12 protein-coding genes and 1 tRNA gene are annotated in these 16,714 nt (G+C 57.5%); 8 read left to right on the top strand and 5 right to left on the bottom strand.

Features of this window, described 5'->3' with window-relative positions:
• Window positions 1-32: 32 nt before the first annotated feature.
• On the bottom strand, window positions 33-1,460 hold the full coding sequence (locus HY868_02915; GenBank protein ID MBI5301061.1) for an extracellular solute-binding protein: 1,428 nt from the start codon (window positions 1,458-1,460) through the stop codon (window positions 33-35).
• A gap of 166 nt (window positions 1,461-1,626) precedes the next feature.
• The gene (locus HY868_02910) at window positions 1,627-2,652 is read right to left on the bottom strand and encodes a LacI family DNA-binding transcriptional regulator (GenBank protein MBI5301060.1); all 1,026 of its coding nucleotides are present in this window, start codon (window positions 2,650-2,652) and stop codon (window positions 1,627-1,629) included.
• Window positions 2,653-3,006: 354 nt separating this feature from the next.
• Between HY868_02910 and HY868_02905 the strand changes: the two genes are divergently transcribed.
• A complete protein-coding gene (locus HY868_02905; protein MBI5301059.1) occupies window positions 3,007-6,342 on the top strand; it encodes a CehA/McbA family metallohydrolase in 3,336 nt (1,111 codons plus the stop codon).
• Between the two features lie 120 nt (window positions 6,343-6,462).
• Here HY868_02905 and HY868_02900 read toward each other — a convergent pair.
• Window positions 6,463-6,533 (bottom strand) — tRNA-Cys (locus tag HY868_02900).
• 408 nt (window positions 6,534-6,941) lie between these two features.
• On the opposite strand from HY868_02900, the gene HY868_02895 reads away from it, so the two are divergent.
• The 4 genes from HY868_02895 (at window position 6,942) to HY868_02880 (ending at window position 10,795) form a co-directional block, all read left to right on the top strand.
• Window positions 6,942-7,607: a response regulator transcription factor gene (locus HY868_02895; GenBank protein MBI5301058.1), complete on the top strand. Its 666-nt coding sequence runs from the start codon at window positions 6,942-6,944 to the stop codon at window positions 7,605-7,607.
• A gap of 80 nt (window positions 7,608-7,687) precedes the next feature.
• A complete protein-coding gene (locus HY868_02890) occupies window positions 7,688-9,133 on the top strand; it encodes a HAMP domain-containing protein (protein MBI5301057.1) in 1,446 nt (481 codons plus the stop codon).
• A 103-nt stretch (window positions 9,134-9,236) separates the two neighbouring features.
• On the top strand, window positions 9,237-10,031 hold the full coding sequence (locus HY868_02885; protein ID MBI5301056.1) for a hypothetical protein: 795 nt from the start codon (window positions 9,237-9,239) through the stop codon (window positions 10,029-10,031).
• A gap of 317 nt (window positions 10,032-10,348) precedes the next feature.
• Window positions 10,349-10,795, top strand: a complete 447-nt coding sequence (locus HY868_02880) for a hypothetical protein (protein ID MBI5301055.1) — start codon at window positions 10,349-10,351, stop codon at window positions 10,793-10,795.
• 73 nt (window positions 10,796-10,868) lie between these two features.
• On the opposite strand, the gene HY868_02875 is transcribed toward HY868_02880, so the two are convergent.
• Both HY868_02875 and HY868_02870 read right to left on the bottom strand, forming a co-directional pair.
• Window positions 10,869-11,498, bottom strand: a complete 630-nt coding sequence (locus HY868_02875) for a trypsin-like peptidase domain-containing protein (GenBank protein ID MBI5301054.1) — start codon at window positions 11,496-11,498, stop codon at window positions 10,869-10,871.
• A 19-nt stretch (window positions 11,499-11,517) separates the two neighbouring features.
• Window positions 11,518-12,411: a trypsin-like peptidase domain-containing protein gene (locus HY868_02870; GenBank protein ID MBI5301053.1), complete on the bottom strand. Its 894-nt coding sequence runs from the start codon at window positions 12,409-12,411 to the stop codon at window positions 11,518-11,520.
• Between the two features lie 258 nt (window positions 12,412-12,669).
• On the opposite strand from HY868_02870, the gene HY868_02865 reads away from it, so the two are divergent.
• From HY868_02865 to HY868_02855, 3 genes are all read left to right on the top strand, one after another.
• Entirely contained in the window at window positions 12,670-13,767 is a 1,098-nt protein-coding gene (locus HY868_02865) for a radical SAM protein (protein ID MBI5301052.1), read from the top strand.
• A gap of 62 nt (window positions 13,768-13,829) precedes the next feature.
• Window positions 13,830-14,951, top strand: a complete 1,122-nt coding sequence (locus HY868_02860) for an acyl-CoA/acyl-ACP dehydrogenase (protein MBI5301051.1) — start codon at window positions 13,830-13,832, stop codon at window positions 14,949-14,951.
• Window positions 14,952-15,032: 81 nt separating this feature from the next.
• A complete protein-coding gene (locus tag HY868_02855) occupies window positions 15,033-16,712 on the top strand; it encodes a PhnD/SsuA/transferrin family substrate-binding protein (GenBank protein MBI5301050.1) in 1,680 nt (559 codons plus the stop codon).
• The last annotated feature ends 2 nt before the right edge of the window (window positions 16,713-16,714 follow it).

Here is a 16,714-nt window from a genome sequence, read left to right as displayed (position 1 = left end):
TCGCCAACCCTTACGCATCGTGAAAGAGCAACCTACTTCACTGGCTTGGGCCACGGGTTGCTAAAGCCCGGCGGTGGCGGGTTCTTGTCAATAGATTCCTGGGCTTTTTTGTTCAGATCGTCCAAGATCTTCTGGACGGTCGTGTCGTTGTAATTCTTATCAATAACGGAGGCATAGATGGAAGGAATGATCTTGCCGAGCAACAACGCCACTTCAGAGGTCGCTGGATGGAGCGTATATGGTTTGCCGTACTTGGCGAAAGGCAACCACTTGGTAGCGCCGCCCGCTTTGACATCCGGCAGGTCGTAGGCACTGGTCACTACGGGCAGATGTCCGAGAAGTTTATAGTACAACGCTTGCATTTCCGGTTGCAACAGAAAAGCCAACCATTGTTTCGCGGCGGCGGGCTGTCTGGTCCACTTGAAGATGCCTGCCCCATTGATTGGGCTGAACATGAGTTGGCATCCCTTGTTGCCGATGGGCGGAGGGATGTAACCAACCTTGGGTTGCATCGCGGTAATCTGATCTGGCTTGCCGTACTGCACCCAAGTGTTGCTGATCCAAGTCCAGCCAAGTTTACCATCCCAAAAGCGCGCGCCCACATCCGCAATCGCCCATTCGGAATTCTTCAGCCCAAACGTCCCATCTTTCGCGACCATCTCGGCAAAGTACTGGATGGCTTCGACACTGTTCGGATGATTGAACGTTGCCTTTTTTCCATCTTCCGAAATCATGTCGCTGCAGTTTTGCCACATCATGGAAACGGCATATTGCTCGACGCCTTGACCCCGCATGCCCAAGGTCGAATCGAGTTCGGGATGCGCCTTTTTGATTTTGAGTGCGCCTTCGCGCAATTCCGCCCATGTGGTGGGACCATTGGGAAGACCGGCTTCACTCCAGAGATCTTTGCGATACGCTTGAGAACGCATCTGCGCCATGTACGGTATCGCATAGGTGTGCTTGTTGTAGGTGTTTCCGTCAAATGCACCCTCGACGAATGCAGATGTTGGCGGGAGTGTCTTGCCAAACTCATCGGTGAGATCCACTAGGTTTTGGTAGAAGGACGCGACGTCGCCGCTACCGAGCATGGTCACATCGGGACCTTCACCCGCGGCAACTGCCGTCGTGATTTTCTTGATCGCGTCGCCCCAACTGATCGTTTCAGCGACGACGGTGATGCCTGTGACTTCCTTGAATTTTTGGGCAGTGATTTTACTGAACTCTTTCTGTTCCGGTAAATCCGCGCCCATGAACCACACCGTCAATTTAACATCTCCGGCAGATGACTTGGTGGCGGGTGCAGCGGTGGGTTGTGCCGGAACTTGCGTTGCCCCGGTCGCCACCGGCTTGTCGGTCGCTTTCGCCGACGGGGGTGGCGCGGTTGGGCTTGCCGGGGCGCAAGCCACTGCAATGATGGCTAACAATCCAATTACCAGTAGAATTCGGGTGAGTTGGAACATCGTCTCCTCCTTTGAGACAAATTATGAATTCAAATTCTTTCCGTACCCATGCGGTTTCAATTTTGGTGTTTGTCTTGGATGTCACCTCCTGGCTCAACTCAATTAAAGAAAACGTTTTCCTTAGTGGGTAAAAAAAATCAAGGTTCTGTGAAACAACCTGCGCTGTTCATGACGGAGGAGGGCTGGCAGTGGATTGTCGCACAATCAATTCCACTGGAATCGTACGTTGAATGGGCAATTGAGGTTTGTCTTCTAATTGTTGCAAGAGCGCTTCAATGGCTTGGCGCCCTAATTCGGTGAGATGCTGGCGCACGGTAGTCAATGGTGGAAGGGCTACCGATGAGGCGCGAAGATCATCGAACCCAATCAATGAAATATCGTTTGGAACAACTAGACCACATTCAGAAATGGCATGGAGCGCTTCGATTGCCATTCCATCGCTGTATGTAAAAACACCGGTGGGATGAAGTGATCGCTCTAATAGTTCCTTCATCGCACGAGATGCACTCATCGCTTGAGAGGAACCATATGCCACCAGGGAATTATCAAGCGGGATGCCATGCCCTTGAAGGGCTTGGCAATACCCGGCAAATCGGTCACCACTGGTTTCGGGGTCATCCTCGCGCCCGATATAGGCAATCCGTTGATGACCCAATTTGATAAGATGTTCTACTGCATCATACGCACCTTTTACATGGTCGGAGACAACGTATGCAACATTCGCATGTTTGGGATGCTTGTTCAGGACGATGAAGGGGATTTTTTCTTTTTTCAACAAATTCACTGGACTATCCAAATCCCCGGTGCCAAGCATTAGAATTAGACAATCCACTTCATGAGAGCGGCAGACATTCATCAAGCGGTCTAACTGATTACCCACGGTGAGGTAGAGGATCAAGTTATAGCCCTGACTCTCCGCAGCGGTTGCCGCGCCGCGAATGACTTCAAAGTAGTATTCACTCGACCGATTGGAAAGCGGGGTATGTGTATACAAAACGAGCCCAATTTTTTCAGTTTTGTTACTCCGCAGACTACGCGCGGCACGACTCGGGTAATAGTTGTATTTGTGCGCAACTTGGATAATCCGCTTACGTGTCGTTTCAGACACGCTATCGTAGCCGTTAAGTGCTTTTGATACCGTCGAAACGGACAGCCCAAGATGTTTGGCAATGCCTCTAATATCAGTCGCCATAAGTCACAATGAGGAAAACGTTTTCCTAAATTATACGCTTAAAACACCGTTTTGTCAATACTGCGCGAAAAATTGATATTTGGCGACACATCGCGTGTTACTGGCGGACCGGAGAAAATTTGTGTGCGCGGTCTTTTGCTTGCGGCGCGGTGGTGGCAATTTGCGTCTTGTGCAAATCTGGGTATAATCGTCCCAGTTCCTCAGTGTTACCTCAGCACGTTTATTCATTGACCCAGGTATCCCAAACGTAATCCTCAGCAATTGCTCTTCGGGGCGACGCTCCCGTTGATGCGTGCGCCCTCCGTTCGCTCATTGTCTCTTGCATGACAACTCAATCGAAAGGAGGACGCGGCAATGCGAAACCGCCTCCGAATTTTGGTCGTCAGCGCGTGGCTGTGGGCAATTTGCTTCATCGGTTTTTTCCTCGTTCTGTTTGTCTCCCCCGTTTGGGCGGCGGACACCGGCTGGGTGTCGCCTGCGGTCGCGGTCAATACCACGTTTGCCAACGCAACGAGAGCATTCGCAGATGATACGAACTACGCCGCGCGCGCCGGCACCAATACCACGCAACGTTATCGTGGTTACGCGTTCGCGTTACCCTCCGACGCGACAATCACTGGGATTGAGGTACGCGCGGACGCGTGGCGTTCTGCCGGAACGTGCCCGGCATCACTCGACCTCTCACTCAGTTGGGATAACGACGTGACCTATACCGCGATCAAGAGCACTGGCACGCTTGGCACGAGCGATCCGCAAGGCGCGTTGATCCTGGGAAACGCGACCGACACCTGGGGACGCGCATGGACGCCAACCGAAATTTCTACGACCACACTTGTCATTAGAGTTCGAACCCAGGGGCTCGTAACCGGCTGTACGATTTCGCTCGATTGGATTCCCATTCGCGTGTACTATACTCAAGCCGGACCAACATCAACACCATCGCAGACACCAACCGCGACAAACACCGCAACCAGCACGTCCACTTCCACGCGCACTTCGACCGCAACCGCCACTCCAACCAGCGCGTCCACCGCCACGCGCACTCCAACTGCAACCGCTACTAGAACTGGAACGTCCACATCCACACGCACTCCAACCAACACGCCCACTGTAACGCGCACCGCGACCAACACGGCAACGCGCACCTCGACGCGCACCCGCACTCCAACGCGCACGCGCACGCCGACGAGTACGCCGACGCTCACACTCACGCCGACAACAACCGCGACGCCCACGGCAACCGCGACGGCGGTGAATCTCCTCATCACTCAAGTGTTGTACGACGGCACGATGAGCGACGAAGGCGACGAATTTATCGAAATCTACAATCCCACGACCGCGACCGTTGACTTGGGCGTTTATAAAATCGGCGACGAGGAAACGCGCGACGGCAGTGAAGGTATGTATCAGTTTCCAAGTAGCACGCTCTTCGCGCCGGGCAAGTTGTTCCTCATCGCCAAGAACGCGGCGCAGTTTCGCGCGCGCTTTGGCTTCGATCCCGATTTCGAACTCGCCACGACCGGCGCGTTCACCGATACGCTCGCCGTGCCGAACCTCGCCAAGTACAGCGCGTGGGCGAACGGTTCAATCGCGCTTTCGAACTCGGGTGACGAAGTGGTGTTGCTCGGACCGGGTGATCAAATCGTGGATGCCGTCGCGTGGGAGAATGGAAATTTTGCGGCGGTCGGTCTCGCGGGCGATGCCAACGCGTCCGCGCCCAAATCGTTGCAACGCTACGGCGCGCAAGACCGCAACCACATGACGTTCGATTTTCTGCGCGACGCGCCCAACCCAGGAACGCGCGTCATACCGCCTGCGCCGCCCGCGCCGATGCCTGGACGCGCGTTGTCGAATGGCATGTTCGCCTACTGGGGCGATTTGCATTCACACTCAACCGCGAGCGACGGCAGTGGTCCGCCGCAGATGGCGTTCGACACGGCACGCGCACATGGTTTGCACTTTTTCGGTCTGACCGATCACGATAGTTGGCTTACGGCGGAAGAGTGGAACGAAATGACAAATGCCGCGAATGCGGTGACGGTGGACGGCGCGTTCGTCGGGTTACGCGGTTTCGAGTACACCGGTTCCAAGGGACACGTCAACGTGTTCAATAGCGCGACCTGGGTTTCGCGCGACGATCCGAATTACGATACGCTCGAAAAATTTTTCGCGTGGCTCGGCGGACAACCGAATCTCGTCGCGCAGTTGAATCATCCCAACTGGAAATACGGCGGCGATTTCGACGACCTCGCGTACAACGCGAGCGCCGCCGATGCCATCGCGCTGCTCGAAGTCGGCAACAACGCGCACGGACAGTACTCGACGTTTGAAGCGCCCTTCATCACCGGTTTGACCAAGCGTTGGCGCGTCGCGCCCTCGAACAACTCCGATCATCACGATTTGAACTGGGGCAACGACTCGGCGCATCGCATCGGCATCGTCGCGCCGGCGCTCACGCGCGCGAACGTGCTCGACGCATTGCGCGCGCGCCGCGTGTTCGCGACCGAGGACGCGAACCTCGCGCTCACACTGCAAAGCAATGGCGCGTGGATGGGTTCAACGATCCGCGCGATCCCGATCCTTTCGTTTACGATCACCGTCAGCGATCCCGATGCCGAGCCGACGCGACTGGATTTGTACGACAACGGTCGTCTCATTCAAACGCACGCATTGGGCACGGCGGCGACATGGACTGTTTTGGTTGACGGCGGGTCGTCGCATTATTATTTCGTTCGTGCGACTCAAGCGGACGGCAACACCGCGTACACCGCGCCGATTTGGACGGACGACACACCAATTCCAACGCCGACCGCGTCCGCGTCGCCCGCGCCAAAGAAGAGCGACCTGGGTCGCCTCTCGATTGCCGAGACGCACGCGGTCGCGCCGGAGATGAACGTCGAGTTGCAAGGATGCGTCACCGTTCCGCCGGGAGTTTTTTCGGCGCGCTACATTTACATCCAGGATGATACGGGTGGTGTGCGAATCTATCTGCCGTCGCGCGTCGGCGAATTTCCCGCGCTCGCCTTGCATGACGCGGTGGGCGTGCGCGGCACGACAGCCGGCATCACGACGGAACGCTCGGTCGAAATCGGCGACCCGCGCGCGATTCAAGCAATTGGCACGTGCCCGCCGGTCAAACCGATGCAGTACCTCACCGGCGAAATTACGAAAGCGGTCGAGGGGTCGCTCGTGATCGTACGCGGAGGCGTCGTCAGCGCGCAAGCGTTGGAGAGCGTGCTCGACGATGGCAGTGGCGAGGTATTGATTTACATTGACACGACGACACCAATGCGTTTCCCGCGTTTGCCGCGTGGACAGGTCGTGCGCGTGATCGGCGTGGTCAGTCGCGCGCATCGAATGCCCGCGATCGTTCCGCGTTTTGCGAGCGATCTCGATCTGGGTCCCACGCCGACGCCCACGCGCACGCGGGTCGCGACGCAACGCCCCACCGCAACGCGCGCTACCTCAGCGAACCCTGCGACCCCGCGACCCACTACGACGCCGCGTGATACTGCCACGCGCACACCCACGCCGCGCCGGGTGAGCGGCGCGCTGAACGATTCCGTCGAGCCGCCCGACACGCTCGATGCGCGCGCCGCGGCGGTGGTCGGTGGTTCTGCGACTGCCGTCGCGAGTTTCGCCTTTTTCGCGATAGGCGCGTGGTTGTTGGTTCGGCGAGTGCGCGAATAAAAACACAAGCCCGCGCGTCGTTCACCAGAAACCAGGTTTCTCCAAGAAACCTGGTTTCTGGATTGCTCAAAAACAAACCCGTCAGGTCGCTGGTGCGAAAACCTGACGGGTTTTGCTTTGAGGCGCCGAGCGGATTTGGACCGCTGATCAGGGTTTTGCAGACCCTTGCCTTGCCACTTGGCCACGGCGCCGAACACTGGGCAGAGTATATCTGATTTAATTTCGAGTGTCAAATCGAATCGCGCGAAAGGGCGCATTGCAAGTAGGGGCGAAGCAATTGCAATACTTTGATTCTTGACCACACCTTCGCCAAAATCATAAATTGATCCGCGAATCACGCGAATCACGCGAATAAAAAACAATATTAGCGAAGATTCGCGAGATTCGCGGATGAAGGAATAAATTGGTGAAGGTATTGTCTTGAACAAGCTGGTTTCCATTTGAAAAGCGATCTGCCCAAGAGCGTTTTATGCAAATGCTTTGCCCCTACTCCGCGCCGAAACAATTTACAGTGAATTTACAACCGGCGCGACATAACCTTTGACTTGCTCCCGCGTCCATCTTATAATGCAAACGCAAACCAGATTGGAGATGAACCAATGACCACCCTACTGTTGGTAGACGACGAAAAAAATATCATCGAACTCGAACGCTTGTACCTGGAAAAAGAAGGGTACGCCATCGAGACCGCGCACGATGGCAAGGTCGCACTCGACAAATTTCGCGCGATCAAACCCGCCCTCATCGTTCTCGATTTGATGTTGCCAGGCATGGATGGCTGGGAAGTCTGCCGGCGCATTCGTCAAGAGAGTGACGTGCCGATCATCATGCTCACCGCGCGCGATCAAGACGTGGACAAGATCGTCGGCTTGGAACTGGGTGCGGACGATTATTTGACCAAGCCGTTCAACCCGCGCGAACTCGTCGCGCGCGTCAAGGCGATCCTCCGCCGCTACGCGCCGACGCCGAAAACGCAACGCCTGACGGTTGGCGATGTAACCTTGGATATGGATCGCCGCGAAGTGACGGTCGGCAAAAAGCCGGTCGTCCTCCGCACGAAAGAATTCGATTTGCTCGCGGTCTTGATGCAAAATCCCGGCATCGTCCTCACGCGCGAACGCCTGCTCGAAATCGCGTGGGGCTATGATTTCGCCGGCGAAACGCGCACCGTGGATGTTCACGTCGCGCACCTCCGCAAAAAGCTCGCTACCGCGAAAACCCAGATCGAAACGTTCAGCGGGGTTGGCTACAAACTAGTCGGATAGGAATTTTCGATTTTCGATTTCTGATTTTTGATTTTGCAATCGGCGCAATCGAAAATCAGAAATCAGAAATCAGAAATGTCATGTCGTTACGCACGCGTCTGATTCTCACGCACCTTTTTATCATCCTCTTCACGCTCGCGATTCTCGGCGTGAGTCTCGCGATTATTTTGCGCGACTATCAACGCCAGGTGCAACTCTCGCGGCTCGGCGACGCGGTCGTGCCGCTCGCGTTTCAGGCGCGGGCGATGGCGCAAAACGATGTTGCGCCGCGCGACATTCTGACGCGCCTCCAGCCGCAAGCCGGCGATGTCGGCGATGTGATCCTCGTCACCGACAAGGGCTTGGTGCTCGCCGACGCCAATTATAACCTGACGAATCGCACCATCGCGTTGACGCCGCTCGAACGCGCCCAAGCCGCGAAAGGATTTTTCTGGGGCGCGACCCAAGCGCGCGCGCTCAATCGCCAACTTCTCTACGCCGCGGTCGCCATCGGACAACTGCGCGGGCAGAATGTTTACATCGCGCTCGCCGCGCCGGATCGCGGATTCTTCAATGTGCTCGACGAAATCGGCGCGAGTCTTTTGATCGCCGGGATCATCACGCTCATCGTGTCGTTGCTCGCCGCGCTGCTCCTCGCGCGTTCGATTGCGCGTCCAATCTCGCGTCTCACGCACGCGACCGAAGCGATTGCGCGCGGGCAGTACGAACACCGCGTGCCGATCAAGGGGGGCGACGAAATTGGACGCTTGGCGACGAGTTTCAATTCGATGGCGGCGCAAGTGCAAAGTGCGCGGCAGATGGAAAAGGATTTTGTCGCGAACGTCTCACACGAATTGAAAACGCCGCTCACTTCGATCCAAGGATTCGCGCAGGCGATTCTCGACGGCGCGGTGCAAGACATCGTCGGCGCGCAACGCGCGGCGCAAACGATTTACGATGAGACCGGGCGGATGGCGCGCATTGTCGGCGAATTGCTCACGCTCGCGCGGCTCGAATCGGGACAGATGACCTTGGCGCGCGAAACGATCAATCTTGCCGAGGCGCTGCCGAACTGGGTCGCGCGATTGCGTCCGCGCGCGAACAGCGCGAACGTGACCGTCGTGACCGTCGTGGACGCGTTGCCGCCGATCACCTTCGACCCAGGTCGTTTGGAGCAAGTCGTCACGAATCTGGTGGACAACGCGATCAAGTACAATCGCCCGGGCGGTTCAGTGACCGTAAGCGCGCGCGTCGAAATCGAGCCGACGGTTGTGGGTAGCAGTGTGTTCCGTCGCCGCGCGACGCCGCCGCCGCAAAAACGCTGGGTCACACTCGTGGTCGCGGACACCGGCTTTGGCATTCCCGCCGAAGACCTGCCGCGCTTGTTCGAGCGTTTTTATCGCGGCGACAAGGCGCGCGTGGCGGGCGGCACCGGGCTGGGTCTATCCATCGCGAAAGAAATCATCGTGGCGCACGGCGGCAAGATCGCAGTCGAAAGCCAGGTCGGGCAAGGCACGACCTTCACGGCGCATTTGCCGGTAGCGTAGAATTTTACAGTCATTTTACCGCGTCCTCATTGTGGTCTCATCCGCGCACGCGAAAATGCAAGCGAACATTCAACAAGCGAACATTCAACTGGAGGTAGTCAACATGTTGAAACCAATCTCTCGCTTTATCGCATTCGGCGCGCTGGCGCTGACCCTTTTCGCCGCAACCGCGTGCAGCGCCATTCCATCTCTGCCGTTGCAACCCGCCGCGCCGGCAATCGCTTCGCCCGGACCGACCGCCGCGCCCGTCGCGACGCCGGAGGCGCAGGCGCAAGCGCAACCGAAAAATCGCGACGCACAAAATTTGAATGGAGTCGAAGCCATCGTGAAACGCTTGGGCATGACTGCCGGCGTTGTGCGCGGCAGCAACGATGCCGGTCTCGCGCTCAGGACTCTAAATGGCAATGAGAAAATTCGCGTGGACACGAGCACGATCATCGTCGTGCGCGGCAAGACCAATGCCAAGGTCACGGATATTCAAACCGGCGACCGCGTGCTCGTGAACACGCGAAGTAAAAAAGACCTCGCCGATTTCGTGCTTGTCCTGCCCGCGACGTACTCGCCGGACAATCTCGAGTTCGGCGCGGTGCAATCGTCCATAAGCGGCTCGGTCACGGTACGCACGCGCAAAGATTCGCAAACCGTCGCGGCGAACGCGACGACCGTCGTCGTCAAGACCGACCAGGACACCCCGGCGCTCGGTTCGATGGCAGATGTCAAACAAGGCAACGTCGTGATCGTGCTCGGCGAGAACGCGGGCGCAACGTACAACGCGCAGACGATTGTAATTCTCAAAGACAATCTGCGCGGGTTGCTGACGCCAAATCAAAAACCCGACCCAGCTTTGCCGCGACAAAAACCTAACGCGCCCGTGCCCACTCCGAAATCAGGTGGATGACCAAACGAGAGACGCTGATCGCAGCGTCTCTTTTCATTTCCGAATCTTACACACATTTTACCCGGCGATGATGACGCGTTAACACAGTTCGATTATCTTGAGATCAGCCGAACGGCTCCGCAGGAGGAACGATGGATGCTAGGGTTATCACCTTAAAGAAACAAATCAAGGAATTCGCGTTGGATATGTTGTCATCACTGTTGTGCATCGCGATCGGAATCTGGTTCGTCCTGCCGCGTCGCGACGATGCGGCTCTCGTGTAACGGCTCAACCTTGCGAAGGTTGGGCAACACCCAAATCAATCAACGGAGGATACGATGAAAACGAAACTTGTCTCGGCGGTAGGCATCGCGCTCGTCGCGATGTTCGTGCTCGCCCTCGGCGTCGGCGCGGAGGCGGAGAGCGGCGGCGGCACCGGCACATTGACCGCGCAAGGCGACGGTTATGTCGCGATTCGCGGCGGCGGTGAAATCGTGTTGAGCGGCAACGGCGTTCTGCGGATTCGCGATCACGCCGGGGACGCGGACATTCGCATCGAAGGACGCGGCGAGCATCGTGAGGTAAACGGCGAATTTGTCTATGCTGGGTTCGACGGCAAGGCGTTCATTCGCGGGAGCGATCTCACCGTCACGCTCGCGGGTAAAAACATCCGCCTGCACGCGCAAGGCACGGGCGCCTTTTTCCTGCGCGGGCGCGGCACATATCACACCCAGCACGAGTCGGGCAGATGGACGCGCGATGGCAAAACTATCACGCTGCTATAACGACGACAATGCAATCAACGTAAAAGAAAAAACGCGGACAGGTAGTATGCCTGTCCGCGTTCCATTTTTTCGATCAAACGTACTCACCACGCGGCGCGTGTTGCTTGATCGTTTCCGCGAGTCCGGCGCGGCGCAGAAACTCGCGCGCGACGTTTACCGGAATCGCCACGCCCACGTCGGGTCCGGTAATCATCGTGTTGATGCCGACGAGTTTGCCCTGCTTGTCCAGGAGCGGTCCGCCCGAATGTCCCGGGCGCAGGTGCAAACTAACGACAACCCACTCGCGTCCCGATGCCGGCATTTCCGGAAACTGCGCGCCTTCGCCGATCACAATTCCCGACGTCACCGCGCCGATCACGCCCCAGGGATGTCCGAGCGCCATCACCCATTCGCCGGCTTGGATGCCGCGCGCGTCGCCCAGTTCTATCGCAGGCAGATCGCGCGCGTCAATCGCGAGCGCGGCGAGATCGTGTTGCGTATCCAGCGCGAGCACGCGCGCCGGAAATTCGCGCTTGTCCGGCAGAATCACGTTCAAGTGATGTCTGCCCGCGACGACGTGCGCGTTCGTCACGATCAATCCATCCGAACGCCACACAATCCCCGACCCCGCGCCGCGGCCATTGCGAATCTCGACCAGACTTCGCCGCGCACCCGCAATGGCATCCGACATTTCTGCATTCAACTGCGTCACTACATTTGCCATTTCAAACTCCCAAAAAATTCTACCCGCGTTCGCCCACGACGGCAGACTTGTCCTGAGTCACACCGCCGCGCACGATCTTAACGCGCACCGCCGCGCCGACGCGATCGCTACTCAACGCGCCGAGCAAATCGTCGAGGTGACGAATCGGCGCGCCTTCGACCGCGACGATGACATCGCCGAGAAACAACCCTGCTTTGTCCGCCGGACCATTCGGCTCGACCGAAACGACGAGCAACCCGGTTTCTTGCTTCAACTGTTGCGCGAGCGCATCAGGCAAGCGCACCGGTTGCGCGCCGACGCCGAGATAACCGCGACTGATCCGTCCCTTGGTCAACAAGGTTTCGACGACTTGGCGAATCGTCGCGGTTGGCACGGTGATGCTCACGCCGCGCAACAACGCGGACGTGTTCAATCCGGCAAATTGTCCGTCCGCATCCACGAGCGGTCCGCCGGAAAAACCGGGATACATTACGACGTCCGTTTGCAAGTACGCGTCGAGCTTGCCGCCGGCGGGCGTGCGCCAACTTTCGCCGAGCGCGCTGACCACGCCGAGCGTCGCCATCACGTTTTGTCCGGGACGACCGAGCGCGAGCACGATGTGACCGACCTTGAGCGACGCGGTCTCGACCCAGGGTCGCGTGGTCAAACCCTTGGCGTCCGCGCGCAAAACCGCGAGATCAGTCGTCGGGTCGCGTCCGACTAGTTTCGCCGTCGCGGTGCGACCATCCGGCAAACCGATGCCGATGTTTTCGTCCTGCTCGACGATGTGATGCGCGGTGACAATCACCCCGTCGTTCGACCACACGATGCCGCTTGCCGGCAATCGCGGACGCGCTTCAACGCGAACGATGCCAGCGCCGGCGGATTCGACGGACGCTGCCAATGTTTGAGACAAATCTGATAGAATGGACATGGTTTCCTCCTTAACTGCTTGCCATTCTAACCGGAAACCGGTGCGTCCACATCACCTGTTTGGTGAGGAGAACACCTGGAAGAAAGGATAGGTGAAAGCGGCTCGATCCTTTGGATGGAACGCTCGACCGCTACGCTTCACGCCAGAGACGCGTGTGGCAAAAGGAATTGGACGGATTGCGACGTAATGCTTTATTAATATTTTCTTTAGTCATCCGTAATCTACCCAGTGTATAATCAATTTATTAAAGAGGTACGAATGACCCAACGGACGATGGTCCCGAATATTCCGCGCGACGCGTTTGAAAATTTACCGGCGGCGTACACGTTCGTCGCTCCAGCGACACGCGGTCCGGTCGCACTGCAATCTCCGCGCGTCATTTTCATCGAAGTGACGAATCACTGCAACCTCTTGTGCGAAACGTGCCCGCGTACCTTCGTCACGTACGAAACGCCTCAAACGCTCTCCTGGGAAAATTTTCTTCGCATCGTCGAACAGTTTCCCGATATGCAGCGCGCGGTGATGCACGGCATCGGCGAACCGCTGATGAACAAAGACCTCGCGCGCATGATCGAGTACCTCACTGCGCGCGACGTGACCGTCCTTTTCAATTCCAACGCAACGTTATTGAATGAAGAATGGGGACGCAAGTTGATCGCCAGCGGCTTGGATGAAATTCGCTGTTCGATTGACGGCGCGAATCCGCAAACGTACGCGCGCATTCGCGGCGCGCCACTGCTCCACAAAATCGTTCAGAACCTCAAACGCTTCACCGAGTTGCAGCGCGAACTGAACGCTGCAAAACCGCGCGTTTCGATTTGGATGACAGGGATGCGCGAAAATGTCGCTGAGTTGCCTGACCTCGTCCGGCTTGCCGCGCAGGTCGGCGTGCGCGAAGTTTACTTGCAGCGCATGGTGTATTACCTCGATAGCGACGATCCACCCGGGCTGATGGAAAGCGGACACGCGCTCTTCGATGATTTTGACGAGCGCGTGGATCGCGTCATCGCAGAAGCCGAAAGCGTCGCACGCCAAGTGGGCGTTACGCTGTGCGCGTCCGGCGCGACCGATCCGCGCCACATGCTGGGTGCAGCGCAACGAAACGATCCGCGCCCCTGGCTCCCGTGCATGCGACCGTGGACGACGGCGTACGTCACCGCGAATGGAAACTTGCTGCCCTGTTGCATCAGTCCTTTTGCGACGACCGATTATGAAGGTTTGAAGATGGGCAATCTCTTCGAGCAAAACGTGATCCAAATTTGGAACAACGACCGTTATCAGCATTGGCGCACACAATTGTTAAGCGACCAGCCGCCCAAACCTTGTAGAGGTTGCGGCGTGCATTGGAGTTTGTGATAAAGACCTGGAAAGTTTTCGCCGAAGGCGAACCTTCCAGGTCTGACCAGAAAGGGAATCTCATGTCCGCACCATATCTCGACACACTAGAACAAATCATCGCCGATGTTGTCGCGCCATCCGCACCGATGGTTGATCAAGCGGGCACGTTTCCCCGCGCCGGTATTGACGCGCTTGCCCAGGCAGGATTATTCGGCTTGATCAGCGCGCAAGAAGTCGGCGGGATGGGATACGCGCACCGCGCGGCAACGTTCGTCGTCGAACGACTCGCGCGCGAGTGCGCTTCGACGGCGATGGTGATGTGCATGCAATATGCCGGTGCAGCAGTCATCGAAGCGCATGGCTCGCGCGATGTCCGCGAAGCGATTGCCGCCGGGCGTCACCTCACGACGCTTGCCTTTTCCGAAGCTGGGTCGCGCAGTCATTTCTGGGCACCGGTCAGCACCGCGACGCGCGTCAACGGGCACGTGCGACTCGACGCGCAAAAAAGTTGGGCGACCTCTGCCGGGCAAGTGGACAGTTACGTTTGGTCGAGCAAGCCACTGGCGGCGGAAGGCGCGAGCACGATTTGGCTTGTGCCCGGCAAACGCGGCGATCTCAAAATTCCCGCGCCGTTCAATGGACTCGGATTGCGCGGCAATGCCTCCAGCCCGGTCATCGCCGAAGGGTTTATGATCGAAAAAGAAGCGATGCTTGGTCCCGACGGTGGTGGGTTTGACATCATGATGGGGATCGTGCTGCCGTATTTTCAATTGATGACTGCGGCGATGGCAGTTGGCACGATGGAAGCTGCGACGACCAAAGCCGCGGCGCACGTTGCCGGCACGCGCTTGCAACACCTGGGTCAATCACTCGCCGATTTGCCGACGATTCGCGCGTACCTCTCGCGCATGCGAATCAAAACGGATATGACACGCGCGCTCGTGCTCGACACGCTCGACGCGCTTGAAAATGGACGCGCCGACACAATGCTGCGCGTGCTCGAAGTGAAAGCCGCGGCGGGCGAAGCCGCAACCGAAGTGACTGATCTCGCAATGCGCGTGTGCGGCGGCGCGGCGTTCCGCAAAGAAGTTGGCGTCGAGCGACATTTCCGCGACGCGCGCGCCGCGACCGTGATGGCGCCGACGACGGACGCGTTGTACGATTTCATCGGCAAAGCGGTGTGCGGAATGCCCCTATTCTGAGTTCCCATAGTTCCTTCGTTTCCCTTATTTCCATTTCATGGAAATAAGGGAACTGAGGGAAATGATGGAATTGGAGTTGACATGTCCGGTTCATTGATTCTCGGCGCGGTCGCGTACGATCCCAAAGTTGTCGCAATCTGGGATGGATTCAAGGCGTACTTGACGCGTCATGGTTTGCCTTTCGATTATGTACTGTATTCCGATTACGAGCGCCAAGTCGAAGCGCTCGTTGCGGGAAACATCCATGTCGCGTGGAACTCGCCGCTGGCATGGATTCGCGCCCAGCGGCTCGCGGCGTCGCGCGGGATGGATGCGCGCGCGATTGTGATGCGCGACAGCGATTGCGATCTCGCGTCGGTGATCGTCGTGCGCACGGACTCGTCAATCAAATCAGTAAGCGATCTCGCAGGGCGCGTGCTCGGCGTCGGCGCAGCAGATTCGCCGCAAGCGACTATGATTCCACTCGCGCATCTCGTCGCGCTCGGTGTGAAACCGGAAACTGATTTTCGCGTCGCGCGAAATGATTTGCTTGTCGGCAAGCACGGCGATCACATCGGCGGCGAACGTGAAGCGGCAAAGGCGTTGCTGGCGGGCAAGGTGGACGCGGCGTGCATGATCGAGGGCAACTACAAATTGTTCACCGACGAAGGGACACTGCCGGCAAATGCGACTCGCGTTCTCACGCGGACGCCGAATTTCGATCACTGCAATTTCACCGTGACCGATCAGTCGCCGCAGACGCTGGTCAATCGTTTTCGTACGCTTCTACTCGAAATGTCCTATACCGATCCGGACATTCGTCCGCTATTCGATATGGAAGGTTTGAAGGTGTGGCGCGCCGGACGCACTGAAGGTTATCGCGCACTCGAAAACGCGGTTGATCTGTTCAACTACTATTCGCCCGACGGCGCAATCACGTTCCGCGATTTCAACGTCGCGCCGCGCGTGACGTTTTCAAGCGAGGAATCCGGGTTGAATGCAAATTCGCCGTCCGCGTTTCTGTGGAAACTTTGGCTCTACGTCAACTATGATTGCAACCTGCACTGCTCGTACTGCGTCGCGCAGTCCAGCCCGACCGCGCCGCGCCGCGCGCTTGGAATCGAAAATGTAAAACGCCTCGTTGACGAATCGGTCACGCTTGGTTTCGATCATGTTTTCTTCACCGGCGGCGAGCCATTCCTGCTCAATGACATTTACGACATGCTCGCGTATTCGTCAACGCGAATTGCAACGACGGTGCTGACGAATGGGATGCTGCTGCGCGGATCGCGCATGGACAAGTTGTGCGCGATCAAGAACGACAACTTGATCGTGCAAGTGAGTCTCGACGGAGGTTGCCCCGAGCATCATGATCTTTATCGCGGCAAAGGATCGTGGGAAAAGACGGTCGAGGGTATCAAGCAGATGCAGGCGAATAGTTTTCGCGTTCGAATTGGAACGACTGAAACGCCAGTGAACACCGGGCACATTTCAGAATTGTGCGCGTTTCACCGGTCGCTTGGCATTCCGGACGAAGACCATTTCGTGCGCCCGCTCGCCAAGCGCGGATTTTCAACTGAAGGAATCATATTGAATGCTGGCAATTTGATTCCAGAGATCACGGTGAATGTTGATGGCGTCTTCTGGCATCCACTTTCGACGGATGCCGACATGCAAGTGAGCCGAGAAGTCTTTCCATTGACGGCGTCGGTCGCGCGCGTTCAGACCCAGCTCGATGCGATGGCGAATGGAAGCGCGGTCTCGTTGATGACGTTCACTTGAGG

The organism is Chloroflexota bacterium, from assembly GCA_016219275.1.
Taxonomy (GTDB): domain Bacteria; phylum Chloroflexota; class Anaerolineae; order UBA4142; family UBA4142; genus JACRBM01.
The sequence above is the reverse complement of the archived record's forward strand: the minus strand, read 5'-3'. Positions and strand labels throughout refer to the sequence as shown.

Bases quoted from the DNA above. Each gene is read 5' to 3' on its own strand.
- HY868_02875 (MBI5301054.1), bottom strand. From the start codon at position 11,498: ATGGCAAATGTAGTGACGCAGTTGAATGCAGAAATGTCGGATGCCATT.
- HY868_02855 (MBI5301050.1), top strand. From the start codon at position 15,033: ATGTCCGGTTCATTGATTCTCGGCGCGGTCGCGTACGATCCCAAAGTT.
- HY868_02880 (MBI5301055.1), top strand. From the start codon at position 10,349: ATGAAAACGAAACTTGTCTCGGCGGTAGGCATCGCGCTCGTCGCGATG.
- HY868_02905 (MBI5301059.1), top strand. From the start codon at position 3,007: ATGCGAAACCGCCTCCGAATTTTGGTCGTCAGCGCGTGGCTGTGGGCA.
- HY868_02910 (MBI5301060.1), bottom strand. From the start codon at position 2,652: ATGGCGACTGATATTAGAGGCATTGCCAAACATCTTGGGCTGTCCGTT.
- HY868_02870 (MBI5301053.1), bottom strand. From the start codon at position 12,411: ATGTCCATTCTATCAGATTTGTCTCAAACATTGGCAGCGTCCGTCGAA.
- HY868_02890 (MBI5301057.1), top strand. From the start codon at position 7,688: ATGTCGTTACGCACGCGTCTGATTCTCACGCACCTTTTTATCATCCTC.
- HY868_02915 (MBI5301061.1), bottom strand. From the start codon at position 1,460: ATGTTCCAACTCACCCGAATTCTACTGGTAATTGGATTGTTAGCCATC.
- HY868_02860 (MBI5301051.1), top strand. From the start codon at position 13,830: ATGTCCGCACCATATCTCGACACACTAGAACAAATCATCGCCGATGTT.
- HY868_02865 (MBI5301052.1), top strand. From the start codon at position 12,670: ATGACCCAACGGACGATGGTCCCGAATATTCCGCGCGACGCGTTTGAA.
- HY868_02885 (MBI5301056.1), top strand. From the start codon at position 9,237: ATGTTGAAACCAATCTCTCGCTTTATCGCATTCGGCGCGCTGGCGCTG.
- HY868_02895 (MBI5301058.1), top strand. From the start codon at position 6,942: ATGACCACCCTACTGTTGGTAGACGACGAAAAAAATATCATCGAACTC.